The following is a 22,607-nucleotide window of genomic DNA, read 5'->3' as shown; positions in this document are numbered from 1 at the left end:
GACTCTCCTCGCCGGCGATGGTCGCCGGCGTTTTGAGGGAGATCCAGCATGTTCCGAAAAGTCCTTGCGGCGGCCGCGCTTCTGGCCGTATTCAGCCACGCCTTTGCGGCCGTGGACGTCAACACCGCCAACGAAGACGCGCTTCGCGGCATCAAGGGCGTGGGGCCCGCGCGCGCCAAGGCCATTCTCGACGAGCGCAGCGCGCACGGCCCGTACAAGGATGCCAGTGACCTCGGCAAGCGCGTGAAGGGCATGGGCGGCCATACCGTCGAACGTTTGCAGGCCGAAGGATTGGCGATCGGTCCCGCGAATGCCCATGCAGCACAGGCGAAGGTTGCGCAGGCAACGCCCGCGAAGGCGGGCGCGCCTCAGGCTGCCGTGGCGGTCAAGAAGTAGCAGGCCGCTTGCGCTCGTGTGTTACCCCGCGCGTCGTGCTGCGCCGTCGCGGGGCGCAGTTTCCTTCAGGTGTCGCTCAGGTGATGTCGACCCGCGACGTTGACCCGCGGCCCGGGCCGCGGGCTTTTTGCCGCGCGTAGTGGCGGAGTCGCCAGCCTGCGTCCATACCGGCGTTATGGGTCCCCTGCGGTCGCTGCCCGCGTGGTTTAGAATCGACGGGTCACGTCATCGCGCCTCACTGCCATCCCCATGCCCTACAAGACCATTGAAGATACGATCGGCAATACCCCGCTCGTGCAACTCGTCCGCATGCCGGACGACGAAATCCGCGCCCGCAACAACGTCGTGCTGGCCAAGCTCGAAGGCAACAACCCGGCTGGGTCGGTAAAGGACCGCCCGGCGCTCTCGATGATCCGTAAAGCCGAAGAGCGCGGCCGCATCAAGCCGGGCGACACGCTCATCGAAGCGACGAGCGGCAATACGGGCATCGCGCTCGCCATGGCGGCGGCAATTCGCGGCTACAAGATGGTGCTCATCATGCCGGAGGACCTCTCGGTCGAGCGCCGCCAGAGCATGGCGGCTTACGGCGCCGAAATCATGCTTACGCCGGTCAAGGGCGGCATGGAATATGCGCGCGACCTCGCCGAACAAATGCAGCGCGACGGCAAGGGCATCATCCTCGACCAGTTCGCCAATCCCGACAATCCGCTTGCGCATTACGAGGCCACCGGCCCGGAAATCTGGCGCGACACCGAAGGGCGTATCACGCACTTCGTCTCGTCGATGGGCACGACCGGCACGATCATGGGCACGTCCCAGTTCCTGAAGGAAAAGAATCAGGCGATCGAGATCGTCGGCGCGCAGCCGGAAGAAGGCTCGCGCATTCCGGGCATTCGCAAGTGGCCCGAAGCGTATATGCCGAAGATTTTCGACCGCAGCCGCGTGGATCGCGTGGAGAACGTGAGCCAGGCCGCCGCCGAGAACATGGCGCGCCGTCTTGCCTCGGTCGAAGGCATCTTCGCGGGTATTTCGTCGGGCGGCGCATGCGAGGTGGCGATGCGTCTTGCGCGCCAGCTCGAGAACGCGACGATCGTGTTCATCGTCTGCGATCGCGGCGACCGGTATCTCTCGACGGGTGTGTTTCCCGCCTGATTGAAGCGTGAACGCAAAAAACGGCCTTCAATGAAGGCCGTTTTGCTTTGTAGCGTTGAAATCAGTTTTGCTGGGCGGGCGGCGTCGTGCCTGTACCATTCGGGGCGCTGTTCATCCCGTTGCCGTTGCCATTTCCGTTGCCGCCGTTGATGCCGCCGTTGTCGCCATTTCCGTTCGCGGGGCCCACACCCACGCCCGGCTGCGTCGCCAGCATCTGTGCCTTCACGCGCATGCCCAGCTGATACACCGCGAGCGCATAGAAGAAGCTGCGGTTATAGCGCGTCAGCACGTAAAAATTCTTGAGGCCGAGCTTGTACTCGGTGCCGCGGCCAGGCGAGGGCAGGTCGATCACCGTGACAGGCGTGCTTGCCTCGGCGGCGATATCCACGTCCGGCTGGTCGAGCACGAGGCCCGAGCGCAGCAACTGGCTCAGCGGCCAGCGCGGTTCGGGCTTGCCGTCGGCGGCGGCCTGGGCGATGCCGAGGCTGCCCGCATCGGTGGCGATGTTCCACACCACGGGCCGTCCCGATTCCCAGCCGTTCTGCCGCAGATAGTTCGCCACGCTGCCGATCGCGTCGGCCGTGCTCGCGCGCAGGTCGATGTGATTGTTGCCCTCGTAGTCCACCGCGTACTGCACGATGCTGCTCGGCAGGAACTGCGGAATGCCGATCGCGCCGGTGTACGAGCCTTGCACCGACGACGGATCGATCTGCGCGTCACGCGTCCACACGAGGTAGTCCTCGAGGTTCTTGCGGAACGTCGCCATGCGCTCGGCGCGGTTCGGCGTGTTCGGGTAATCGAAGGCGAGCGTGGTGAGCGCATCGAGCACGCGGAAGTTGCCCATGTAGCGGCCGTAGATCGTCTCCACACCGATGATGCCGACGATCACCTCGGGCGGCACGCCGAACTCTTCCGATGCGCGCTGCAGCGTGGCCTGGTTCGCGCGCCAGAAGCGCACGCCGGCATTGATGCGCACCGGGTCGAGGAAGCGCGCCTGATACGCGCGCCAGTTCTTCACGCCCGGCACGGGCGAGGGCGTGACGAGCTTCACCGCCGTTGCCGAATAGTTCGCGCTCGAGAACAGCGCATGCAGTGCGGTGGGATCGAAGTCGTAGCGCGCCACCATGTCGTTGATGAAACCGTCGACGTCCGGATTGTTCGCGTAGCGCTGCGGGACGATTTCCTCTTCGAACGTCTGGCCCTGCGTCGGCGCTTGCGGCTGTGCCTGCGCGAGCGTGAGCGGCGTCTGTCGCGATTTCGGCGCGGCAGTTTGCGCGCGCGCCGCGCCGGTGCACAACGACGCCGCGACGCAAAGCGCGAGTGCGAGGGTCGTGCGACGTGGACGGCTGGAGGCGGACAGAGCGGTCTTGAGGGTCATGAGAGAGCGGGGGGAGAGCGGTCCAGGAAGAACCCGGGCAGTATAACCGAGCGCCTTACGCGAATTGGGCCGTTGCGCGCCGGCGTGGCGCGTGAGCACCAGGTCGCTGTGGTAACGTGGTGTCTGTTCGCGCGCCAGCCGGCGTGCCGCCAGACTAAAGACAGAAGGAGACCCGCGGCCGCGCGCATGCGCGAAGCCCGCGGCGAGAGCGACTCATGACGACCGGTTTCTTCTCTCACCCCGATTTTCTGCTGCACGAGATGGGCGAATGGCATCCCGAATGCCCCGCGCGTCTGCAGGCCATCGAAGACCAGCTGATCGCGGGCCGCATCGACGCGCTGGTCGAGCGCGACGAATCGGCGCCGCTCGCGACCGAGGCGGACCTCCTGCGCGTGCATACCCAGGCGCACATCGACTTCATCCGCAACATGGCGCCCAAGGAAGGCTACGCGAGCATCGACCCCGACACGCTGATGAATCCGCACACGTGGCAGGCGGCGCTGCGTGCGGCGGGCGCGGCGATCGCGGCCACCGACGCGGTGCTCGCCGGGCGCTACGAGAACGCATTCTGCAGCGTGCGCCCGCCCGGCCATCACGCGGAGCCCGCGCGCGCGATGGGCTTTTGCTTCTTCAACAACATCGCGATCGCGGCGCGCCATGCACTCGAAGTCCATGGCCTCCAGCGCGTGGCGATCGTCGATTTCGACGTGCATCACGGCAATGGCACCGAGGCGGCGTTCGCGGGCGACTCGCGCGTGCTGATGTGCAGCTTCTTCCAGCATCCGTTCTATCCGTACTCGGGGGCCGAGAATCCGGCGCCGAACATGGTCAATCTGCCGATCGCGGCGCGCACGAAAGGCATGGAAGTGCGCGAGGCCATCGACATCATGTGGCTGCCGCGGCTGCACGAGTTCAAGCCGGAGATGGTGTTCGTCTCGGCGGGCTTCGACGCGCATCGCGAAGACGACCTCGGCAACATGGGGCTCGTGGAGGACGACTTCGCGTGGATCACGGAACAGATTCGCGAGATCGCAGGCCGCTATGCGAAGGGGCGCATCGTGAGCAGCCTCGAAGGCGGCTATAACCTCTCGGCGCTCGGCCGCAGCGTGGTGGCGCATCTGCGCGTGCTTGCGGATATCTAGGCTTTCGGTGCGGCCCTGAGCGCAGACCCGCATCGCACCCATTCGAACGAAGGAGACACGCAACGTGAGTGCCATTCCCTCTTCATCGCCGTCGCTCGTCGAGGTCACACGCGATGCGTACGGTGTGCCAGGCGTCGTGCGCCTCACGCTGAACCGCCCGGATGCGTTCAACGCGCTTTCCGAGGCGCTCATCGATGCATTGCAGGGCGAACTCGCCGCGCTGGCGCAATCCGACGCGCGCGTGGTCGTGATCGCAGCGGCGGGGCGCGCGTTCTGCGCGGGCCACGACCTCAGGGAAATGCGCGCGGCGCCCTCGCACGAGTACTACGCAAAACTGTTCGAGCGCTGCTCGAAGATGATGCTCGCGATTCAAAAGATGCCGCAGCCCGTCATCGCGCGTGTGCAGGGCGTGGCGACGGCGGCGGGCTGCCAGCTCGTCGCGATGTGCGATCTGGCGGTGGCGGCGGACTCGGCGCGCTTTGCGGTATCAGGCATCAATCTGGGGCTCTTTTGCTCGACGCCCGCCGTGCCGCTCTCGCGCAACGTCTCGCGCAAGGCGGCCTTCGAGATGCTGATGACGGGCGAATTCATCGATGCGCAAAAGGCGTTGCGCGAAGGCCTCGTGAACCGCGTGGTTCCCGCCGACGAACTCGACGCCGCCGTGACCGCGCTGGCCGCGAGTATCTGCGCGAAACCGCGCGAGGCGGTCGCGGCAGGCAAGGGGCTCTTCTACCGGCAGCTCGAAATGGGCATCGACGCCGCGTATCAACTGGCCGGGCAGACCATGGCCTGCAACATGATGACCGACCCCGCGCTCGACGGCGTGCAGGCGTTCATCGAGAAACGCGGCGCGAAGTAACACGCCTGGCCGGTCAGCCGTGCCGGTCGATCCAGTCGATCAGCGCGCCAATCACGCGCTCCCGATCGAGGTCGTTGAGCGTTTCGTGGAAGCTGCCTTCATAGAGCGTGAGCGTGCGATCGGGCGATCCCACGTTCGCGCCGAACGCGCGGCTGCCTTCGGGCTCGGTGAGCTTGTCCTCGGTGCCATGCCAGATCAGCACGGGTAGCCGCAGTTGCGCGCGTCCCGCCTCGATGCGCTTCATCGCTTCCAGCAATTGCGCCCCCGTGCGGGCGGGAATCGCGCCGTGATGCACGAGCGGATCGGCGCGATTGGCTTCGACCACGTCGCGCACGCGCGCGAGCAGCGCCGCGTCGATCTTCATCGCCGGAAAGGTCGGCCAGACCGCGCTGATCACGCGGCTCGCGGCGATTTTCCACGCGGGCACGTCGCGGCCCGGCGCGAGTGCCGCGCTCGAAAGCAGCAGGCCCGCGAGCGGCATGCGCGATTGCGGCAGGCGCTCCACGGCGTAGAGCGCGGCGATTGCGCCGCCCATGCTGTGCCCCATCAGGAAGAGCGGAGTGCCCTGTGTGGCGCATTGCGCGCTCGCGTGGGTGAGGAGCGCCTCGGCGTCGTCGAGATATTCGTCGAAGTGTGCGACCCAGGTGCGGCGGCCGGGGGCACGCCCGTGACCGCGCAGATCGATTGCGTAAACATCGATGCCTGCGGCATTCAACCGCGCGGCGAGCGCCGCATAGCGGCCCGCGTGTTCCGCCAGGCCATGAACCAGCGCGATGGCCGCGCGCGGCGTCGCGCTCGCGCGCCAGACGTGGAGCGGCAGGTCGACGCCGTCACGCGTACGCAGCGTCGCTTGCCCGGCAGATTCGGCGGCTTGCGCCATGGCGATGTTCTGACTGGTCTCCATCTCGCTCCCTGTTTGCGCAATTTTCGGTATCAGCCTCTCGGCAGCAGTGTAGCGGCCGTGCGGGCGGCCTCGCGCCGCCAGAACCCTCTAATGCAAACGAGTTATGAAATTATCGAAATTGATTATTAAAAGGAATTTTGCGTGCCAGGGTAAAATGCGCGGCTATATCCAGTCCATCAAACGGCGGCTGTCTGCCGGCGCGACGCGTTTTCCGCTCCTCAAAAGGTGCGGCCTGCGCGAGCGGCGCGCGGCACATCCGCCGTTTTGCTTTTTTCCATGATCGAAATTCGAAACGTGTCCCAGCGCTTCGCCGGCCCACAAGGCTGGATCGAGGCGCTGCACAACGTCAATCTGACGATTCCGCCGGGCGAAGTGTTCGGCATCATCGGGCGCAGCGGCGCAGGCAAGAGCACGCTCGTGCGCACCATCAACCTGCTCACGCGGCCCACCGAAGGCGACATCGTCGTCAACGCTCGCACGCTCACGTCGCTCTCGTCGGCCCAGTTGCGCGAAGCGCGCCGCGAGATCGGCATGATCTTCCAGCACTTCAACCTGCTGTCGTCGCGCACCGTGTTCGACAACGTCGCGCTGCCGCTAGAACTGGCCGGCGTGAAGCGCGCCGAGATCGAAGCGACGGTGCTGCCGCTGCTCGAACTCGTCGGCCTCACCGCCCAGAAAGACCGCTATCCCTCGCAGATCAGCGGCGGCCAGAAGCAGCGCGTGGGCATTGCGCGCGCGCTCGCGAGCAAGCCGAAGGTGCTGCTTTCGGATGAGGCGACCTCGGCGCTCGACCCCGAAACCACGCGCGCGATTCTCGACCTGCTGCGCAAGATCAATCGCGAACTGAACCTGACCATCGTGATGATCACGCACCAGATGGAAGTGATCAAACAGGTCTGCGACCGCGTGGCCGTGCTCGACGCGGGCCGCGTGGTGGAAAGCGGTCCCGTGATCGACGTGTTCCTGCAGCCGCGCCACGAAGTCACGCGCGCGCTGCTCGGCGACGTGATCGCCCAGGAGCTGCCGCCCGCGCTCAAGGCGCGTGTGGCCGAGCATCTCGCGAAGGGCAGCGGCCACTTGCTGCGCCTCGCGTTCAAGGGTACGGGCGTCGACCAGCCGGTTCTCTCGGAGACGATTCGCCGCTTCGAACTCGATTTCAACATCCTGCACGGCCAGATCGACGAGATCCAGGGGCAGGCGTTCGGCTCGCTCGCGGTGCTCGCGGGCGGCGATCCGGTGAAGGTGGCGCAGGCCATGGCGTGGCTGCGCGAACAAGGCGTCGTGGTGGAGGAACTGTCCCATGTGGAGTGAAATGTTCGACATGTTCGTCCAGTCGTTCTGGGAGACGCTCGTCATGGTGGGCATCTCGGGACTCGTGGGCGCGGCCATCGGCCTGCCGCTCGGCGTGCTGCTCTACCTCACCGATCGCAACGGCGTGCTGCAGAACATCGCCGCGAATCGCGTGATGGGGGTGATCGTCAATGCCGTGCGTTCCACGCCGTTCATCATCCTGCTCGTCGCCGTGATTCCGTTCACGCGTCTCGTGGTGGGCTCGTCGATCGGCACGGCGGCCGCCGTCGTGCCGCTCACCATCGCCGCTGCGCCGTTCATTGCGCGGCTCGTCGAAACGGCGCTGCGCGAAGTCGATCGCGGCCTGATCGAAGCGGCCCAGGCCATGGGCGCGAGCACGAGCCAGATCGTCTTCAAGGTGCTGCTGCCTGAGTCGCTGCCGGGCGTGGTGGCGGGGCTCACCATCACGTTCATCTCGCTCGTCGGCTATTCGGCGATGGCCGGCGCGATCGGCGGCGGCGGTCTTGGCGACCTCGGCATCCGCTACGGCTATCAGCGCTTCGAACCCGAAGTCATGCTGATCGTGGTCGTGATCCTGATCGTGTTCGTGCAGCTCGTGCAGTCGTTCGGCGACTGGCTCGTGCGGCGCCTGAGCCACAAATAAGCCTTAAAACAGGCAGTTTTTCGATCAACATAAAACACAAGACAAAGGTTGGGTATGCAACGTCGTTTCATGATTCGGCTCGCGGCGGCGTTTGGCGCGGCTTCGCTCATCGCACCGCTTGCTGCGCATGCGGACGAAACCATCAGGGTGGGCGTGACGGGCGGCCCGCACGAGCAGGTGATGGAAGTCGTGAAGAGCGTGGCCGCGAAGAACGGCCTGAACATCAAGATCATCGAGTTCTCCGACTATGTGCAGCCGAACGCGGCGCTCGCGGGCGGCGACCTCGACGCCAACAGCTACCAGCACGCGCCGTATCTCGACGCGCAGGTGAAGGATCGCGGCTACAAGCTCATCAAGATTGCGGACACGGTCACGTTCCCGATGGGCATCTACTCGAAGAAGATCAAATCGCTCGCCGAACTGAAGCCGGGCGCCCGCATCGCGGTGCCCAATGATCCGACGAATGGCGGCCGTGCCTTGCTGCTCCTGCAGAGCCAGGGTCTCATCAAGTTGCGCGCCGAGGCAGGGTTGAAGGCGACGCCGCTCGACATCGTGGAAAACCCCAGGAAGCTGAAGATCGTCGAGCTCGACGCTGCACAGATTCCGCGCTCGCTCGACGACGTGGACGCCGCCGCGATCAACACGAACTTCGCCATGCAGGCGGGCCTGAAGCCGAAACAGGACGCGATCGCAATCGAAGACCCAAAGGGGCCGTACGTGAATATCCTCGCGATCCGCGAGGCCGACCGCAACAAGCCCTGGGTGGCGAAACTGGTCGCCGCGTACCACTCGCCGGAAGTGAAGCACTACGTCGAAACGACGTTCGGCGGGGCGGTCATTACCTCCTGGTAAGACCCTCCAGGCCGTGGAATTAGAGATTTTTTTCGGCGCCCGGGCTTGATGCCCGGGTTTTTTCCACCGTAAAATCGCACGATCGTTCGCTACTGACGACCGGGGTGCGGCAGCGGTGGTTCGTGAAAATTGCTGGTGGCAGATCGGCCCGACAGGGCTATCGCTATAATGTCCGCCAGGTTGACGTATTCGTAACTTCGGAGCATGTGAATGAAAGTCCTTGTGCCAGTCAAACGCGTAGTCGATTACAACGTGAAGGTTCGTGTGAAGTCGGATGGCACGGGCGTCGACATCGCCAACGTGAAGATGTCGATGAACCCGTTCGACGAGATCGCCGTGGAAGAGGCGGTGCGTCTGAAAGAAGCGGGCGTGGCGACCGAAGTCATCGCCGTTTCGGCGGGCGTGACGCAAGCGCAGGAAACGCTGCGCACGGCGCTGGCCATCGGCGCGGATCGCGCGATCCTCATCGAGTCGAACGAAGACCTGCAGCCGCTGGCTGTGGCCAAGCTGCTGAAGGCGCTGGTCGACAAGGAACAGCCGCAACTGGTCATCCTCGGCAAGCAGGCCATCGACGACGATTCGAACCAGACCGGCCAGATGCTCGCTGCGCTGGCGAACCTGCCGCAGGCTACGTTCGCTTCGAAGGTGGTCGTGGCCGACGGCAAGGCTACTGTGTCGCGCGAAGTGGACGGCGGTGCGGAAACGCTGTCGCTCAAGCTGCCCGCGGTCGTGACGACGGATCTGCGCCTGAACGAGCCGCGCTACGTCACGCTGCCGAACATCATGAAGGCGAAGAAGAAGCCGCTGGAAATCGTGAAGCCGGAAGACCTGGGCGTCGATGTCACGCCGCGTCTGAAGACGCTGAAGGTTGCCGAGCCGCCGAAGCGTAGCGCAGGCGTGAAGGTGCCGGACGTGAAGACGCTGGTCGAGAAGCTGAAGACGGAAGCCAAGGTGCTGTAAGGGGAGCGAAACAAAATGACGAATCTGGTGAATCTGGTAATAGCCGAACACGACAATGAGTCGATCAAGGCCGCGACGCTGAACACGGTCGCCGCAGCACAGAAAATTGGCGGCGACGTGCACGTGCTGGTCGCGGGCCACAACGCGCAGGCTGCTGCCGACGCCGCCGCGAAGATCGCAGGCGTTGCAAAGGTGCTGCTGGCCGACGCGCCGCAACTCGAGCAGGGTCTCGCGGAGAACGTCGAAGCGACGGTCCTCGCTATTGCGAAGAACTACACGCACATCCTGGCTCCGGCAACGGCAGCGGGCAAGAACGTCACGCCGCGTATCGCCGCGAAGCTCGACGTCGCGCAGATCAGCGATATCACCGCCGTGGATTCGCCGGACACGTTCGAGCGTCCGATCTACGCGGGCAATGCGATCGCAATCGTCCAGTCGAGCGACCCGATCAAGGTGATCACGGTCCGCACGACCGGTTTCGATCCCGTCGCAGCAGAAGGCGGCAGCGCGGCAGTCGAGAAGATCGAAGCCGCAGCAGACAGCGGCCTCACGCAGTTCGTCGGCCGTGAAGTCACGAAGCTCGACCGTCCGGAACTCACGAGCGCGAAGGTCATCGTCTCGGGTGGCCGGGGTCTGGGCAGCGGCGAGAACTACACGAAGGTTCTGGAGCCGCTCGCCGACAAGCTCAACGCCGCCCTCGGCGCCTCGCGCGCAGCCGTCGACGCGGGTTACGTGCCGAACGACTATCAGGTCGGCCAAACCGGCAAGATCGTCGCGCCGCAACTGTACGTTGCAGTCGGCATCTCGGGTGCGATCCAGCATCTGGCCGGCATGAAGGACTCGAAGGTCATCGTCGCGATCAACAAGGACGAAGAAGCACCGATCTTCAGCGTGGCCGATTACGGCCTCGTGGGCGACCTGTTCACGGTCGTGCCGGAACTCGTGAAGGAACTCGGCTGAATCCGGCCGGTGTATCGAGCGACGAGCGCCGCGTATCATGATTGGACGCGTGGCGTGAGACGAAGCAACAAAGGGGCGCCGCGGCGCCCCTTTGTCATTTGAGGAACCGCATACCGACAGGAGGAGACTGAAATGTACCAGGCGCCCACGAGCGACATGCTGTTCGTCATGAAGGAACTGGCCGGCCTCGAAGAAATCGCCAAATTGCCGGGCGGCGAAGACGCCACGCCCGAAACGGTCGAAGCGGTGCTGCACGAAGCCGCGAAGCTATGCGGCGAAGTGCTCGAGCCGTTGAACGCCGAAGGCGACCGCAATCCGAGCCGCTGGGAAAACGGCAACGTGCACGCCACGCCCGGTTTCAAGGCGGCATTCCGGCAATACGTGGAAGGCGGCTGGCAAGGCGTGCAGCATCCTCAGGAATACGAAGGACAAGGTTTGCCGAAGCTCGTCGGCACGCCGTGCGTGGAAATGCTCAACGCGGCGAACCTCTCGTTCGCGTTGTGTCCGCTGCTCACCGACGGCGCCATCGAAGCGCTCCTCACCGCCGGCAGCGAAGCGCAAAAGCAGCGCTTCGTGCCGAAGCTCATTGCCGGCGACTGGACCGGCACGATGAACCTCACCGAGCCGCAGGCGGGCTCCGATCTCGCCGCCGTGCGCACGCGCGCCGAGCCGCAAGGCGACGGCACCTACAAGGTGTTCGGCACGAAGATCTTCATCACGTGGGGCGAGCACGACATGGCGGAGAACATCGTCCATCTCGTACTCGCGCGCACGCCCACGGCGCCCGAAGGCGTGAAGGGCATCTCGCTCTTCATCGTGCCGAAGTTCCTCGTGAATGACGATGGCACGCCAGGCGCGCGCAACGATGTGCACTGCGTATCGATCGAACACAAGCTCGGTATCAAGGCGAGCCCGACCGCCGTGCTGCAGTTCGGCGATCATGGCGGCGCGATCGGCCAGTTGATCGGCGAAGAGAATCGCGGCCTCGAATACATGTTCATCATGATGAACGCGGCGCGTTTTGCGGTGGGCATGCAGGGCGTGGCCGTCTCCGATCGCGCGTACCAGAAGGCGCTCGCCTATGCGAAGGAGCGCGTGCAGAGCCGTCCGGTGGACGGTTCCGCGAAAGCGGCGGTGAGCATCATCCATCACCCCGATGTGCGCCGCATGCTCGCCACGATGCGGGCGCTCACCGAAGCCGCGCGTGCGCTCGCTTACGTGGCGGCGGGCGAGAGCGACCGCGCGCATGGCGACCCCGACGAGGCGGCCCGGGCGCGGCATCAGGCGCGCTACGAATACCTGGTGCCGATCGTGAAGGGCTGGAGCACCGAACTGGCGCTCGAAGTGACGAGCCTCGGCGTGCAGGTGCATGGCGGCATGGGCTTCATCGAGGAAACGGGCGCGGCGCAGTTCTACCGCGACGCGCGCATCCTGCCGATCTACGAGGGCACGACGGCGATTCAGGCGAACGATCTCATCGGGCGCAAGACGCTGCGCGACGGCGGCGCGGCGGCAAAGGCGCTGCTTGCCGATATCGCGCAGACCGTCGACGCGCTAGCCGCACAACAAGGCGCGGCGTTCGAGTCGATGCGCAAGCATCTCGCGGCAGGCAAAGAGGCGCTGGCGTCGGCCGTGGACTTCGTGCTCGCGAAGGCGAAGAGCGATCCGAACGCGGTGTTCGCGGGCAGCGTGCCGTATCTGAAGCTGGCGGGCATCGTGCTGGGCGGCTGGCAGATGGCGCGCGCCATGCTCGCCTCGCAGCGTCTCATGCAGGCGGCCCCGAAGTTTCATGGCGCGAAGATCGCCACGGCACAGTTCTTCGCGCAACACGTCTTGCCGCAGGCGGTGGCGCTCGAAGCGGCGATCGTCAGCGCAAACAGCAGCGAGGGCGTGCTGGCGCTGGCGGAGGATCAGTTCTGACTTCGCCGTGCTATTGAAAGCGAGAAATGAAACACGGCGCCCAGGAGGCGCCGTGCTCGTTCACGCTGCGTGACTGGCTTCAGGCATAAGCCGGGCGATGCGAGCCTTGCGTGTCGCCGAGATAGCGGTGCACCGAAAGATCGTCGGCGCGGATGGCGGGCTGCTTGCCCGAGATCAGGTCTGCGAGCAACTGGCCCGAGCCGCACGACATCGTCCAGCCGAGCGTGCCGTGCCCCGTGTTCAGGAACAGGTTCGAGATCGGCGTGCGGCCGACGACCGGCGTGCCGTCCGGCGTCATCGGGCGCAGGCCGGTCCAGAAGGTGGCCTTCGTCGTGTCGCCGCCGCCCGGGAACAGGTCGTTCACGCACATTTCGAGCGTTTCGCGGCGCGCTTGCTTGAGCGTCTTGTCGAAGCCGACGATCTCGGCCATGCCGCCCACGCGGATGCGGTCGTCAAAACGGGTGATCGCGATCTTGTAGGTTTCGTCGAGCACGGTCGAAACCGGCGCGGCACTCGCATTCACGATCGGCGCCGTGATCGAATAGCCCTTGAGCGGATAGACTGGAATCTTCACGAGGCCCGCGAGCAGCTTCGTCGAGAAGGAGCCGAGTGCGACCACGTACGAATCGGCGCGCACCAGCTCGCTGCCGCATTGCACGCCCGCGATCCGGTCGCCCCGCATGGCGAGACCATCGATCGGCGTGTTGTAGCGGAATTTCACGCCCAGTTGTTCGGCCATGGCGGCAAGGCGCGTAGTGAACATCTGGCAGTCGCCGGTTTCGTCGCCGGGCAGCCGCAGGCCGCCCGTGAGCTTGCCCGACACCGCGGCGAGCGCGGGTTCGGCGCGGCCGAGTTCGGCGGCCGTGAGCAGTTCGTACGGAACGTTCGCGTCTTCGAGCACGGCGATGTCCTTCGCCGCGCCTTCGAACTGCTGCTGCGTGCGGAACACCTGGAGCGTGCCGCCCGTGCGGCCTTCATACTGAATGCCCGTGTCGGCGCGCAGCGCCTGCAGGCAGTCGCGGCTGTATTCGGCGAGGCGCACCATGCGGCCCTTGTTGAGCGCGTAGCGCTCGGCCGTGCAGTTCTGCAGCATCTGCCACATCCATTGCAGCTGGAATTTGGTGCCGTCCAGACGAATGGCGAGCGGCGCGTGCTTCTCGAACATCCACTTGATCGCCTTGAGCGGGACGCCCGGCGCGGCCCACGGCGCGGCGTAGCCCGGCGAGATCTGGCCGGCGTTGGCAAAACTGGTTTCGAGCGCGGGACCGGCCTCGCGGTCGATCACCGTGACTTCGTGGCCCGCGCGGGCGAGATACCAGGCGCTGGCCACACCGACCACACCACTGCCCAACACGACGACTCGCATAGCTGCTCCATATAGATTCGTTGAGCTACGCCGCGTTGCCTGGACCCTGGAAGTCGTGTTTTGGCACTGATAGGGAAGAAGGCATGAAATTTCGGGTGTAGCCAGTATTTGTAGCTATGCTATTGTTGTACGTCCAGGTTTTGTTATCGTATTTTTCAGATTTTCGGGAAGAAATCATGAGAACGCAGCGCCAACCGGTCCGCGCGCTCGACCGGCTCGATCACCGCATCCTGAAGCTGCTCCAGGAGGACGGCCGCATGGCCATGAAGGACCTCGCAGAGCAGGTCGGGCTCTCGGTCACGCCGTGCATCGAGCGGGTCAAGCGCATGGAGCGCGACGGCGTGATCACGGGCTACTTCGCACGCGTGAATCCCACGGTGCTGGGTGCGGCGCTGCTCGTGTTCGTGGAGATCACGCTCGACCACAAGAGCGGCAACATGTTCGACCAGTTCCGCCGCGAGGTGCAGAAGATCCCGGAGGTGCTCGAATGCCATCTCGTCTCGGGCGACTTCGACTATCTCATCAAGGCGCGCATCGGCGAGATGGCGGACTACCGCAAGCTGCTCGGCGACATCCTGCTGCAACTGCCGGGCGCCGTGCAGTCGAAGAGCTACGTGGTGATGGAAGAGATCAAGGAGACGCTGACCATCGCCGTGGGGGAATGACGAGGGTCACTGTGGCGGCTGAAAGCGCCCCGTTTTTAGGACTCGACAACGCGGATCGATACTGTATATTTATACAGTATCGATCCGCGTTTCCTTGTCTATTCCGCTTAAGCCGTGACCGACTCCCATCACCCCGATCCCGACGCCTGGTATCCCGTTGCGCCGCCCACGGCGCGCAAGGGGCGCGGGGCGGTCACGAACCTGCAAGGGCGCTACGAAGTCGACCAGCGCGAAGCGTTCGACGACGGCTGGCAGCAGACGGGCGGCGGCGGGGACCATGGCGATGAAACGGGCGAGCCCAGGCTGCGCACCGAAGTGTTCGAAGAGCGCGCGAAAAGCATCCTCACGCGCAACCAGTCGCCGGACATTCCGTTCAACGTGTCGCTCAATCCCTATCGAGGCTGCGAGCACGGCTGCATCTATTGCTTCGCGCGGCCCACGCACAGTTATCTCGGCCTCTCGCCGGGGCTCGATTTCGAGAGCCGTATCTACGCCAAGATCAATGCGGCGGAGTTGCTCGCGCGGGAAATCGCCAAGCCGTCGTACGAGCCCGAGCCGATCGCGCTGGGCGTGAATACCGACGCCTGGCAACCGGTGGAGCGCGACCTGCGCATCACGCGCCGCGTGGTCGAAGTGCTGGCCGAACGGCAGCATCCGTTCGCGGCCATCACGAAATCCTCGCTGATCGAGCGCGATCTCGACCTCCTCGCGCCGATGGCCGCGCGCAAGCAGTTCATGGCGGCAATCACGATCACCACGCTCGACGCCGATATCGCCCGCACGCTCGAACCCCGTGCGGCGACACCCGCGCGGCGGCTGCGCACCATCCGCACGCTAGCTGAAGCCGGTGTGCCGGTGGGCGTGAGCATCGCACCCGTAATCCCGTTCGTGACCGAGCCCGACATGGAGCGCGTGCTAGAAGCCTGCGCCGAGGCCGGTGCGACAAGCGCAAGCTACATCGTGCTGCGCCTGCCATGGGAGGTCGCGCCGCTGTTCCAGGACTGGCTGGCGGCGCACTTCCCGCAGCGTGCGGAGCGCGTGATGAGCCGCGTGCGCGATATGCGCGGCGGCAAGGACTACGAGTCGGCGTTTTCGCAGCGCATGAAGGGCACGGGGCTATGGGCCGACCTGCTCAAGCAGCGCTTTCACAATGCCGTGCGGCGCCTCGGGCTCAACGAGCGGCGTCACGGCATTCTGGACATGTCGGCGTTCGTGCAGTCGAAGACCGTGCGCGAGAAGCCGCAGCTCGACCTGTTCTGAGCCGTTACTGCGCGATTTACGGCGCGATTTACTGCGAGATCGCCTTCGCGGCCTCGACCTGCGACTCGAAGTACGTTTGAAACGAAAGTGCGAGTCCCGTCATCAGCAGGAACGCGCCAATCAGCAGCGAGAAGATCACGACGAAGATCACCGTCCAGCCCGAGCGGCTCGTGCGGCCTTGCTCCACGAACGCGGCGTTGAACTGCGCGTCCCATTTGGCGTCGGGGCGCAGCCCGTAGACGATCGCCGCCAGAAACGCCGAGATGACCGACACCGCGCCGATCACGGCGAGCACCCAGCCGGGAATCGACGCGCGTTCGGTGGCGACGAGCAGCATCACGCCCGGAAGGCCGATGAGCGTGCCGAGCAAATGCGCCCAGCCCCACACGTCGCGTGGGCCGTATAGATAGAAGCGGTGTGCGCCGAGACTGCCAAACAGGAAGGCGAGGGCGGCGGTGAGCGTCTTGGAGCGAAAGCGTGCGGGGTTCTTGTCGTTGGGCATGGGCTCGGGCGAAACGTGGGCGTTCGGCCGTCATGAGCGCATTACGTCAAACACACACGGGCCGCCGGGCATTGTATGCCGCACGCCGCGCTTGCAGCACAAGCGCACGCTTATGCCCGGCACCATGCCTGCCCGCGTCACGGTTTCGTGTAGGTCACGCGATAGATCGCGCCCGCATAGTCGTCGCTGACAAGGAGCGATCCGTCGGGCAGCGGCAGCACGTCGGCGGGGCGGCCCCATTGGGTTTCGTCGGCGTTGAGCCAGCCCTGCGCGAACACTTCCTGGTGCGCGTTCGTGCCGTCGGGGTTGGCGCTCACGCGCACCACGCGATAGCCGACCTTCTTGCTGCGGTTCCACGAGCCGTGCTCGGCGATGAACATGCTGTTCTTATAGTCGGCCGGGAACATCGAACCGGTGTAGAAGCGCATGCCGAGCGACGCCACATGCGCGCCGAGTTTGAGGACCGGGGGCGTGAAAGCGCTGCACGGATGGCCTGCGCCGAACTCGGGGTCGGCGACGTTGCCGCCGTGACAATAGGGAAAGCCGAAGTCCGCGCCCCCATGCGCGAGGCGGTTGAGCTTGTCGTCGGGGATGTCGTCGCCGAGCATGTCGCGGCCGTTGTCGGTGAACCAGAGTTCGTGCGTCTGCGGATGCCACGCGAAGCCGACCGTGTTGCGCACGCCGCGGGCGATAGTCTCGTAGTGCGAGCCGTCGGGGTCCATGCGCCCGATCATCGCGAAGTGCACGCGCTGCGGGTCGCTGGCCGGCAGGCAGACGTTGCACGGCGCGCCTTGCGGCACGTAGAGCTTGCCGTCGGGGCCGAAGGCGATGAACTTCCAGCCGTGGTGGTGCTCGCTGGGCAGCGAATCCGTGACGACGACGGCTTTGGGCGGATCGTCGAGATGGCGGTCGATGTCGTCGAGCCGCACGATCGACGACACCGCCGAGACATACAATTCGCCGTTGCGCCAGGCCACGCCCACCGGCATCGTCAGTCCCGAGGCCACGATATGGCGCTTGATGGCCTTGCCGTCCCTGAGTTCGAGTGCGTAGACGTCACCGCCCATACTCCCCACATACAGGAGGGTGCCGTTGCCCGACAGCGTCATTTCGCGTGCGCCGGGCACGTCGGCGGACAGCACCTCGATGTGGAAGCCCGGTGGCAGCTTGATGCGGTCGATCGGAAGCGCCGCGTGAGCGAGCGGTGCCGCGAGCAGGGCGGCGGCAAGGACGAGCCATGCCGCTGCCAGGCGTCTGGCCGTCTCGCGAGACACTGGGAAAAGCGAGCCGTTACCCATGCCGCGGCCGCCACCGCGACGCGGCCATTGCACGAGTCGTCTGAAAGTCGCCACAATTCGCTCCAGGGCCCGCCCGTCGTGGGCATGGGCCGCAGTTTGACCGCTGTGTCTTGCCGCTTTCTGCGCGCCGGCGCGCAATTTCCCGTTAAGTGTTTGTTATGCCTCCGGTTTCGGGCTATAATCGCATGTTTCAGTAGTCCCGAACCCCCGGTTTTCAAGGATTTTAGTATGGTCATCATCCGTCTGGCACGCGGCGGCTCGAAGAAGCGCCCGTTCTACAACATCGTCGCAACCGACTCGCGCAACCGTCGCGACGGCCGTTTCATCGAGCGCGTGGGCTTCTACAACCCGGTCGCTACCAAGGGTGAAACGCTGCGTATCGCTCAAGATCGCGTGACGTACTGGAAGGAAAACGGCGCGCAAATGTCGCCGGCCGTCGAGCGCCTCGTGAAGGAAGCGCAAAAGACCGCCGCCGCTGCGCCGGCTGCTTAAGTCATTAAGCGTCTTTTCAGTCTGTTGTCCGTGTTTTGCCCGCGTACGCGCTGCATGATCCGCGTATGCAATATCAAGCTGGTCGCAAGGGGTGCCGATGTCCGCGCATGACGCCAAATCTGCCGTAGAGGCGAACGACGCGTCGGAACGCGGGGCGCCCGAAGTTGCGACCGGCGGCGCCGGCAAGGCCGCCGCCCGCGGCGCGCCGTCGTTTGGCGCGTTCGTGCGCAAGCCTGCACGCGAGAGCGCCGCGAAAGCTGCGCCCGCAGGTGAGAGTCTGCGCGCCGAAACCGAAGCGAGCTGGCCGGCCGACGCCGTTGAAGTCGGTGCCGTGATCGACGCCTATGGCCTCAAGGGCTGGCTGAAAATCGCGCCGCACGCGCAGGACGGCCGCGCGCTGCTTTCCGCCAGGCGCTGGTGGCTCCTCAAGGGCCGCGAGGGTCAGGCGCATCGCGAGCGTCATTCCGCGGTGCGCGTGAGCGCCAAGGTTCATGGTGACAGCGTCGTTGGCCAGCTTTCGGGCCTGGACGACCGCGATGCCGCGCTGCTGTTGCGCGGCGCGCGCGTGTACGTGAGCCGGGCCGAATTCCCGGCGCCCGCAGCCGATGAATATTACTGGGTCGACCTGATCGGCCTCGATGTCGCCAATGAGGCGGGTGTCGAGCTCGGCAAGGTTGCCGACCTGATCGACAATGGCGCGCAATCGGTGTTGCGTGTCACGTACGCGTCCACAGACAAGGATGGCAAGCCGGCCACCGGCGAGCGCCTGATCCCGTTCGTGGGCGTGTTCGTAAAGACGGTGGACCTGGCGGCGAAGCGTATCGTCGTCGACTGGGAAGCCGACTACTAGGCACCGCGGCAACGCTGTGCTGTGGCAACCCCGCCGCGCGCCCTGATTCAATTTCGCTGAACGGAGAGAGCGATGCAGTTCGATGTCGTCACGCTCTTTCCCGAGATGTTCCGCGCGCTGACCGACTGGGGCATTACCAGCCGGGCGGCGAAGCAGCAGCGTTACACGTTGCGCACGTGGAATCCGCGTGATTTCACGACCGACAACTACCGCACGATCGACGACCGCCCCTACGGCGGCGGCCCCGGCATGGTCATGCTGGCCAGGCCGCTCGAAGCGGCGATCGACGCGGCGCAGGCCGCGCAGGCGCAAGCCGGCGTGAGCGCCCCGCGTGTGCTGCTGATGTCGCCGCAAGGCAAGCCGCTCACGCACGAACGCGTCATGCAGTTCGCGCAGGAGCCGGGCCTCGTGATGTTGTGCGGCCGCTATGAAGCGATCGACCAGCGTCTCGTCGACCGCTGCGTGGACGAAGAAGTGAGCCTCGGCGACTTCGTGCTCTCGGGGGGCGAATTGCCCGCGATGGCCTTGATGGACGCCGTGGTGCGCAACCTGCCGGGCGTGCTGGGCGATGCGCTTTCGGCGGTGCAGGACAGCTTCGTCGACGGTTTGCTCGACTGCCCGCATTACACGCGCCCCGAGGAATACGACGGCGTGCGCGTGCCCGATGTGCTGCTTGGCGGCCATCATGCGGAAATCGAGCAGTGGCGTCGCCGCGAGGCGTTGCGCAACACGTGGAACAAGCGGCCCGATCTGATCGCGCGGGCCAGAAAGAACAAGATGTTGAGCCGGGCCGACGAGGCGTGGCTCGCTAGTCTCGCGAAGGGCGCGGACGAAGCGTAAGGCTTCGGGCGTGCGCGACAAGGGGCGCAAAAGGCGGTGCCGCTTCATGCGTGAACGGCGCCAGTTGTGAATCCATCCTCTATCGGGGCCGTAGTGCAGGCAACCCTGCACAGGTACGAACGCCGACAAGATGGCATACGGAGTCAATCCATGAATCTGATTGAAAAACTCGAGCAGGAAGAAATCCAGCGCGTGCTGGGCGAGAAGACCATCCCCGAATTCGCTCCCGGCGATACGGTGATCGTCAACGTGAACGTGGTTGAAGGTAACCGCAAGCGGGTTCAGGCATACGAAGGCGTCGTGATCGCGAAGCGTAACCGCGGCCTGAACTCGTCGTTCATCGTGCGCAAGATCTCGTCGGGCGAAGGCGTCGAGCGTACGTTCCAGACGTACTCGCCGCTGCTGGCCAGCATCGTGGTGAAGCGTCGCGGCGACGTGCGTCGCGCGAAGCTGTACTACCTGCGCAACCTGTCGGGCAAGAAGGCACGTATCAAGGAAAAGCTGGTGTCGAAAGACCGCGCAGCTGCTCCGGCCGACCAGGCGTAAAAGCTGTAAGAAAGAAGCACCCTCCGGGGTGCTTTTTTCTTTTTGGCCGCAAAATAATCTCGTGTACGTGTCATCCGGGACGCCCGTTGATCCGCCCAGTATTTGAACCCGAAAGCCTGCCGATCGAATCGACGGGCGCGAGCCTTCCGCAGGTCGCCGCGGAACGCCTGACCGCCGCCGGCTTGCGCACGCGCTTCGAGCAGCGCCTGCCGTGGGACCCCGAACCCCAGGAAGCCCGTCTGTTCGAGATGCGCGATCCGCGCGAGGCCGCCGTGCTGATGCCCATCGCCATGCGCCCGGGCGGCCTGACCGTGCTGCTCACCCAGCGCGCCGACAACCTCAGCAATCACGCGGGCCAGGTGAGCTTTCCCGGCGGCAGCCGCGAACCTTCCGACCCTACGCCCATCGCCGCCGCGCTGCGCGAGGCGCACGAGGAAGTGAATCTCGACCCCGCGCGCGTCGAGGTGCTCGGCGCGTTGCCCGACTACCTGACCGGCACGGGCTTCAGAGTCACGCCCGTGGTCGGTCTCGTGCACGAGCCGTTCAGTCTCGCGGCGGACTCGCTCGAAGTGGCGAGCATCTTCGAGGTGCCGCTCAGCTTTCTCATGAACCCGGTGCATCACCAGGTGCGTGTGTTCCGCTGGGAAGGCGGCGAGCGGCGCTTCTATGCGATGCCGTATCCGGACCGCCATTCGCCGGACCCCAACGTGCCCGAACCCGTCATCGCTTCCGGCGTCGGGTCCTCGCACTTCATCTGGGGGGCGACGGCGGGCATGCTGCGCAACTTCTACCGTTTCCTGCTCGCGTAACACGTCTGACGGCGCGTGCAAGCACCGCCGTGCACTGTTGCGAGTTTGCCGCCCGAATTGCCGGCGATGGTCAGGCACATCTGGCCCTGTGATATCGTTGCAACACTTTCATAAAACCCCTTTCGCAACCCGATCTGCACGGCGCGTCGCATGACCTTCTTTTCCGTATTGCTGGCTCTCGTCATCGAACAGGTGCGGGCGCTGTCGCCCAAAAATCCGGTCATGGCGCTCGTGCGCCTCAATGCGGAGTGGGCCGCTCACGGCTTCGACGCCGGCAAGCAGAAACATGGCCTCATCGCTTGGCTCGTGGTCGTGCTGCCGTGGACGCTTGCCACGGCGCTCGTCTACTACGTGCTGTACCACATCAGCTTCGTGCTGGCGTTCCTGTGGAACGTGGTGGTCGTGTACTTCACGCTCGGCTTTCGCCAGTTCAGCCACTATTTCACCGATATCCATCTCGCGCTGAACAACGACGACGTGCCGCGCGCGCGTGAAATCCTCCACGAATGGACCGGCATCGACGCCGTGGACATGCCCGTGAGCGAGATCGTGCGCCACACGCTGATTCACGCGGTGATCGCCTCGCACCGGCACGTGTTCGGCGTGTTCTTCTGGTTTCTCGTGCCGATCGGGCCCGCGGGCGCCGTGCTGTACCGCATCGCCGAATACCTCGCGCGCGAGTGGGCGCGTCCGGCCGAGGACCGCACCGAGGCTTTCTCGAACTTCGCGCAGCATGTGTTTTTCGTGATCGACTGGGTGCCGGCGCGCCTTACGTCGCTGGGCTTTGCGATCGTCGGCAACTTCGAGGACGCGATCTACTCCTGGCGCAACCACACGAACCAGTGGCCCGACACCAACGAAGGCGTGCTGCTCGCCACCGGCAGCGGCGCGCTGGGCGCGCGGCTTTCTGGCCCGCTCGCCGAGCAGTCCAGCGTCGATGTGCTCGCGCAGCCGGGCGAGGGCGGTCCGTACACGGTGGGCGACGACTGCACGCCGCGCACGCTGCAATCGGCCGTGGGCCTCGTGTGGCGCGCCGTGATCCTGTGGATGATCCTGCTGCTCATGCTGACGATCGCCGTCTGGCTCTGAGCGCCGCAGCGCAGCGCTGAGTCGTAAGAATGCAAATGGGCCGCTTCCAGCGGCCCATTTTCGTTTGGGTCAGCACCTGACGTCACTCGTCGCGCACGTCGCGATCGCGTCCGCAATTCCAGCACACGGTGAACTGCGCTTCGAGCACCTCGCCGCAGCGCGCGCAGCGCCACGTCGGCGAGCCCGGCGGCGGGCCGCTCACCGCTTCGTCGATCAGACGCCGGGCGAGCTTTTCGTCGCGCTCATCCACGAGCCAGAGTTCGGGGGCGCACTGCTCGGCCGGAATCTCGCCCATCGCGCCGCTCAGGTAGCGGTTGTGCAGCTCGCAGGGCACGCCCGCCGTCGCCAGGATGTTCATCCAGTGCTGGGCGATCAGCAGATTCGGCGCGCGCACGAGCTTGAGCATAGGCGTT

The 22,607-nt window shown here is 65.3% G+C and carries 24 protein-coding genes; 18 read left to right on the top strand and 6 right to left on the bottom strand.

Annotation, left to right across the window (positions count from 1 at the left end):
• Nucleotides 1-48 precede the first annotated feature (48 nt).
• Both AB4Y40_RS05060 and cysM read left to right on the top strand, forming a co-directional pair.
• The gene (locus tag AB4Y40_RS05060) at nt 49-396 is read left to right on the top strand and encodes a helix-hairpin-helix domain-containing protein (RefSeq protein ID WP_069262634.1); all 348 of its coding nucleotides are present in this window, start codon (nt 49-51) and stop codon (nt 394-396) included.
• Nucleotides 397-645: 249 nt separating this feature from the next.
• Complete coding sequence (gene cysM / locus AB4Y40_RS05055) at nt 646-1,548, top strand: cysteine synthase CysM (protein ID WP_368686668.1); 903 nt, start codon at nt 646-648, stop codon at nt 1,546-1,548.
• Between the two features lie 61 nt (nt 1,549-1,609).
• On the opposite strand, the gene mltB is transcribed toward cysM, so the two are convergent.
• Entirely contained in the window at nt 1,610-2,926 is a 1,317-nt protein-coding gene (gene mltB / locus AB4Y40_RS05050) for a lytic murein transglycosylase B (RefSeq protein ID WP_368686667.1), read from the bottom strand.
• A 215-nt stretch (nt 2,927-3,141) separates the two neighbouring features.
• Here mltB and AB4Y40_RS05045 point away from each other — a divergent pair, with 215 nt between their 5' ends.
• Both AB4Y40_RS05045 and AB4Y40_RS05040 read left to right on the top strand, forming a co-directional pair.
• On the top strand, nt 3,142-4,068 hold the full coding sequence (locus AB4Y40_RS05045) for a histone deacetylase family protein (protein ID WP_368686666.1): 927 nt from the start codon (nt 3,142-3,144) through the stop codon (nt 4,066-4,068).
• A gap of 64 nt (nt 4,069-4,132) precedes the next feature.
• Entirely contained in the window at nt 4,133-4,927 is a 795-nt protein-coding gene (locus AB4Y40_RS05040) for an enoyl-CoA hydratase (protein ID WP_368686665.1), read from the top strand.
• A 13-nt stretch (nt 4,928-4,940) separates the two neighbouring features.
• On the opposite strand, the gene AB4Y40_RS05035 is transcribed toward AB4Y40_RS05040, so the two are convergent.
• Entirely contained in the window at nt 4,941-5,831 is an 891-nt protein-coding gene (locus tag AB4Y40_RS05035; RefSeq protein WP_368686664.1) for a lysophospholipase, read from the bottom strand.
• 276 nt (nt 5,832-6,107) lie between these two features.
• On the opposite strand from AB4Y40_RS05035, the gene AB4Y40_RS05030 reads away from it, so the two are divergent.
• The 6 genes from AB4Y40_RS05030 to AB4Y40_RS05005 all read left to right on the top strand — a co-directional run bounded on the left by AB4Y40_RS05030 (nt 6,108) and on the right by AB4Y40_RS05005 (nt 12,477).
• Entirely contained in the window at nt 6,108-7,142 is a 1,035-nt protein-coding gene (locus AB4Y40_RS05030; RefSeq protein ID WP_069262629.1) for a methionine ABC transporter ATP-binding protein, read from the top strand.
• Nucleotides 7,132-7,785, top strand: coding sequence for a methionine ABC transporter permease (locus AB4Y40_RS05025; RefSeq protein ID WP_069262628.1), 654 nt, complete (start codon nt 7,132-7,134; stop codon nt 7,783-7,785). The genes AB4Y40_RS05030 and AB4Y40_RS05025 overlap by 11 nt, the downstream gene beginning before the upstream one ends.
• Nucleotides 7,786-7,839: 54 nt before the next feature.
• A complete protein-coding gene (locus AB4Y40_RS05020) occupies nt 7,840-8,637 on the top strand; it encodes a MetQ/NlpA family ABC transporter substrate-binding protein (RefSeq protein WP_368686663.1) in 798 nt (265 codons plus the stop codon).
• Nucleotides 8,638-8,847: 210 nt separating this feature from the next.
• Nucleotides 8,848-9,597: an electron transfer flavoprotein subunit beta/FixA family protein gene (locus AB4Y40_RS05015; protein WP_368686662.1), complete on the top strand. Its 750-nt coding sequence runs from the start codon at nt 8,848-8,850 to the stop codon at nt 9,595-9,597.
• 24 nt (nt 9,598-9,621) lie between these two features.
• Nucleotides 9,622-10,557 carry an electron transfer flavoprotein subunit alpha/FixB family protein gene (locus tag AB4Y40_RS05010; protein ID WP_368686730.1) on the top strand — a complete coding sequence of 312 codons (936 nt, stop codon included), beginning with the start codon at nt 9,622-9,624 and terminating at the stop codon, nt 10,555-10,557.
• A 132-nt stretch (nt 10,558-10,689) separates the two neighbouring features.
• Entirely contained in the window at nt 10,690-12,477 is a 1,788-nt protein-coding gene (locus tag AB4Y40_RS05005; protein ID WP_368686661.1) for an acyl-CoA dehydrogenase, read from the top strand.
• Between the two features lie 79 nt (nt 12,478-12,556).
• Here the strand turns inward: AB4Y40_RS05005 and AB4Y40_RS05000 are convergent, their stop codons facing one another.
• Complete coding sequence (locus AB4Y40_RS05000) at nt 12,557-13,843, bottom strand: D-amino acid dehydrogenase (protein WP_368686660.1); 1,287 nt, start codon at nt 13,841-13,843, stop codon at nt 12,557-12,559.
• A 176-nt stretch (nt 13,844-14,019) separates the two neighbouring features.
• Here AB4Y40_RS05000 and AB4Y40_RS04995 point away from each other — a divergent pair, with 176 nt between their 5' ends.
• On the top strand, nt 14,020-14,508 hold the full coding sequence (locus AB4Y40_RS04995) for an Lrp/AsnC ligand binding domain-containing protein (protein ID WP_028206748.1): 489 nt from the start codon (nt 14,020-14,022) through the stop codon (nt 14,506-14,508).
• 114 nt (nt 14,509-14,622) lie between these two features.
• Nucleotides 14,623-15,768, top strand: a complete 1,146-nt coding sequence (locus tag AB4Y40_RS04990) for a PA0069 family radical SAM protein (RefSeq protein ID WP_368686659.1) — start codon at nt 14,623-14,625, stop codon at nt 15,766-15,768.
• A gap of 28 nt (nt 15,769-15,796) precedes the next feature.
• Here AB4Y40_RS04990 and AB4Y40_RS04985 read toward each other — a convergent pair whose 3' ends face one another.
• Nucleotides 15,797-16,270 carry an NINE protein gene (locus AB4Y40_RS04985; protein WP_368686658.1) on the bottom strand — a complete coding sequence of 158 codons (474 nt, stop codon included), beginning with the start codon at nt 16,268-16,270 and terminating at the stop codon, nt 15,797-15,799.
• A 137-nt stretch (nt 16,271-16,407) separates the two neighbouring features.
• On the bottom strand, nt 16,408-17,487 hold the full coding sequence (locus AB4Y40_RS04980) for a sorbosone dehydrogenase family protein (protein ID WP_368686729.1): 1,080 nt from the start codon (nt 17,485-17,487) through the stop codon (nt 16,408-16,410).
• A gap of 309 nt (nt 17,488-17,796) precedes the next feature.
• Between AB4Y40_RS04980 and rpsP the strand changes: the two genes are divergently transcribed.
• The 6 genes from rpsP (at nt 17,797) to AB4Y40_RS04950 (ending at nt 22,194) form a co-directional block, all read left to right on the top strand.
• Nucleotides 17,797-18,060 carry a 30S ribosomal protein S16 gene (gene rpsP / locus AB4Y40_RS04975; protein ID WP_028206744.1) on the top strand — a complete coding sequence of 88 codons (264 nt, stop codon included), beginning with the start codon at nt 17,797-17,799 and terminating at the stop codon, nt 18,058-18,060.
• Nucleotides 18,061-18,157: 97 nt separating this feature from the next.
• Nucleotides 18,158-18,910, top strand: a complete 753-nt coding sequence (gene rimM / locus AB4Y40_RS04970; protein WP_368686657.1) for a ribosome maturation factor RimM — start codon at nt 18,158-18,160, stop codon at nt 18,908-18,910.
• Nucleotides 18,911-18,982: 72 nt separating this feature from the next.
• Nucleotides 18,983-19,750: a tRNA (guanosine(37)-N1)-methyltransferase TrmD gene (gene trmD, locus AB4Y40_RS04965; protein WP_368686656.1), complete on the top strand. Its 768-nt coding sequence runs from the start codon at nt 18,983-18,985 to the stop codon at nt 19,748-19,750.
• A 150-nt stretch (nt 19,751-19,900) separates the two neighbouring features.
• Nucleotides 19,901-20,296, top strand: a complete 396-nt coding sequence (gene rplS, locus AB4Y40_RS04960) for a 50S ribosomal protein L19 (protein ID WP_028206741.1) — start codon at nt 19,901-19,903, stop codon at nt 20,294-20,296.
• Nucleotides 20,297-20,382: 86 nt separating this feature from the next.
• Nucleotides 20,383-21,105: a CoA pyrophosphatase gene (locus AB4Y40_RS04955; protein ID WP_368686655.1), complete on the top strand. Its 723-nt coding sequence runs from the start codon at nt 20,383-20,385 to the stop codon at nt 21,103-21,105.
• Nucleotides 21,106-21,255: 150 nt separating this feature from the next.
• Nucleotides 21,256-22,194, top strand: coding sequence for a CobD/CbiB family protein (locus AB4Y40_RS04950; protein WP_368686654.1), 939 nt, complete (start codon nt 21,256-21,258; stop codon nt 22,192-22,194).
• 82 nt (nt 22,195-22,276) lie between these two features.
• Here the strand turns inward: AB4Y40_RS04950 and AB4Y40_RS04945 are convergent, their stop codons facing one another.
• The gene (locus AB4Y40_RS04945) at nt 22,277-22,600 is read right to left on the bottom strand and encodes a DUF2007 domain-containing protein (protein WP_321912620.1); all 324 of its coding nucleotides are present in this window, start codon (nt 22,598-22,600) and stop codon (nt 22,277-22,279) included.
• Between the last annotated feature and the right edge of the window lie 7 nt (nt 22,601-22,607).

Source organism: Paraburkholderia sp. EG287B (assembly GCF_040965595.1).
Lineage (GTDB): Bacteria > Pseudomonadota > Gammaproteobacteria > Burkholderiales > Burkholderiaceae > Paraburkholderia.
This window is presented reverse-complemented; position numbering and strand designations above follow the sequence as displayed.

Coding starts and splice junctions, on each gene's coding strand:
- AB4Y40_RS05025 (WP_069262628.1), top strand. CDS start 7,132: ATGTGGAGTGAAATGTTCGACATGTTCGTCCAGTCGTTCTGGGAGACG.
- trmD (WP_368686656.1), top strand. CDS start 18,983: ATGCAGTTCGATGTCGTCACGCTCTTTCCCGAGATGTTCCGCGCGCTG.
- AB4Y40_RS05005 (WP_368686661.1), top strand. CDS start 10,690: ATGTACCAGGCGCCCACGAGCGACATGCTGTTCGTCATGAAGGAACTG.
- AB4Y40_RS05035 (WP_368686664.1), bottom strand. CDS start 5,831: ATGGAGACCAGTCAGAACATCGCCATGGCGCAAGCCGCCGAATCTGCC.
- AB4Y40_RS05000 (WP_368686660.1), bottom strand. CDS start 13,843: ATGCGAGTCGTCGTGTTGGGCAGTGGTGTGGTCGGTGTGGCCAGCGCC.
- AB4Y40_RS04985 (WP_368686658.1), bottom strand. CDS start 16,270: ATGCCCAACGACAAGAACCCCGCACGCTTTCGCTCCAAGACGCTCACC.
- AB4Y40_RS05030 (WP_069262629.1), top strand. CDS start 6,108: ATGATCGAAATTCGAAACGTGTCCCAGCGCTTCGCCGGCCCACAAGGC.
- mltB (WP_368686667.1), bottom strand. CDS start 2,926: ATGACCCTCAAGACCGCTCTGTCCGCCTCCAGCCGTCCACGTCGCACG.
- AB4Y40_RS05015 (WP_368686662.1), top strand. CDS start 8,848: ATGAAAGTCCTTGTGCCAGTCAAACGCGTAGTCGATTACAACGTGAAG.
- AB4Y40_RS04945 (WP_321912620.1), bottom strand. CDS start 22,600: ATGCTCAAGCTCGTGCGCGCGCCGAATCTGCTGATCGCCCAGCACTGG.
- rpsP (WP_028206744.1), top strand. CDS start 17,797: ATGGTCATCATCCGTCTGGCACGCGGCGGCTCGAAGAAGCGCCCGTTC.
- AB4Y40_RS04950 (WP_368686654.1), top strand. CDS start 21,256: ATGACCTTCTTTTCCGTATTGCTGGCTCTCGTCATCGAACAGGTGCGG.
- AB4Y40_RS05060 (WP_069262634.1), top strand. CDS start 49: ATGTTCCGAAAAGTCCTTGCGGCGGCCGCGCTTCTGGCCGTATTCAGC.
- rplS (WP_028206741.1), top strand. CDS start 19,901: ATGAATCTGATTGAAAAACTCGAGCAGGAAGAAATCCAGCGCGTGCTG.
- AB4Y40_RS04995 (WP_028206748.1), top strand. CDS start 14,020: ATGAGAACGCAGCGCCAACCGGTCCGCGCGCTCGACCGGCTCGATCAC.
- AB4Y40_RS05020 (WP_368686663.1), top strand. CDS start 7,840: ATGCAACGTCGTTTCATGATTCGGCTCGCGGCGGCGTTTGGCGCGGCT.
- rimM (WP_368686657.1), top strand. CDS start 18,158: ATGTCCGCGCATGACGCCAAATCTGCCGTAGAGGCGAACGACGCGTCG.
- AB4Y40_RS05045 (WP_368686666.1), top strand. CDS start 3,142: ATGACGACCGGTTTCTTCTCTCACCCCGATTTTCTGCTGCACGAGATG.
- cysM (WP_368686668.1), top strand. CDS start 646: ATGCCCTACAAGACCATTGAAGATACGATCGGCAATACCCCGCTCGTG.